1 protein-coding gene is annotated in these 1,112 nt (G+C 68.2%); it reads left to right on the top strand.

The annotated features are described in order from the left end of the window. Positions 1-124: 124 nt before the first annotated feature. A partial coding sequence (locus AB0C38_RS49505) for an IS481 family transposase (RefSeq protein ID WP_360688742.1) occupies positions 125-1,112 on the top strand: 988 nt, incomplete at its 3' end.

Below are 1,112 nucleotides of genomic sequence, written 5' to 3'. Positions count from 1 at the left end.
TGTGATGTCCAGGGACGTTGTCCCGAGTTGAGGTGACCAGCGGCGGCCTGTCGTACAGACAGGTGAAGGCCTCCGGATGTGAAGTGGAGCTGTCTAGGAACCACATCACCCGCCGGAGGCCTTCGTGTCCCACCCTAACGCCACCCTGACCCCACGCACCCGACTACGACTGGCACACCTGATCGTCGAACAAGGCTGGACCTGCACCGCAGCAGCGAAAATGTTCATGGTCGCACCCAGAACCGCCGCGAAGTGGGCGCAGCGCTACCGCGCCGAAGGCGCGGCAGGGATGGCCGATCGCAGCTCACGCCCGCATCACAGCCCGACCCGTACCCCCGAACACCTGGTGCGGGCGGTCGTGCGGCTGCGGTGGCGGCACCGGCTGGGCCCGGTCCAGATCGGTGGCCGGCTCGGCTTGCCCGCCTCGACCGTGCACGCGGTGCTGGTGCGCTGCCGGATCAATCGGCTCTCCCGGATCGACCGGGTCACCGGTGAACCGCTGCGCCGCTACGAACACGATCATCCCGGCTCGATGATCCATGTCGATGTCACCAAGTTCGGCAACATTCCCGACGGCGGCGGCCACCGGTTCGTCGGCCGCGCCCAAGGCCGACGCAACCGCGCCGCGACACCGGGCAAGCCCCGCAACGCCTACCGCAATCCCCGGATCGGGACCGCGTTCGTGCACACGGTCATCGATGACCACTCCCGCATCGCCTACGCCGAGATCCACGCCGATGAGACCGCCGCGACCGCCACCGCGGTTCTGCGCCGGGCCGTCGCCTGGTTCGCCGCCCGCGGCGTGACCGTCGAACGGGTCCTGTCGGACAACGGGTCGGCCTATCGGTCTCATGCCTGGCGTGACACCTGCACCGAGCTGGCGATCACCCCGAAACGGACCCGGCCTTACCGACCGCAAACCAACGGCAAAATCGAACGCTTCCACCGCACCCTGGCCGAAGGCTGGGCCTACGCCCGGTTCTACCCGTCGGAAACCCTGCGACGGGCGGCGTTACCGGGGTGGCTGCACTTCTACAATCACCACCGACCCCACAGCTCAACCGGCGGCAAGCCGCCGGTCACCCGACTGACCAACCTCCCCGGACATCACA

This window comes from Amycolatopsis sp. NPDC048633 (assembly GCF_040650695.1).
In the GTDB taxonomy this organism is placed as follows: Bacteria; Actinomycetota; Actinomycetes; order Mycobacteriales; family Pseudonocardiaceae; genus Amycolatopsis.
Note: the sequence above shows the minus strand (reverse complement) of the source record. Positions and strands in the feature narration are given on the sequence as shown.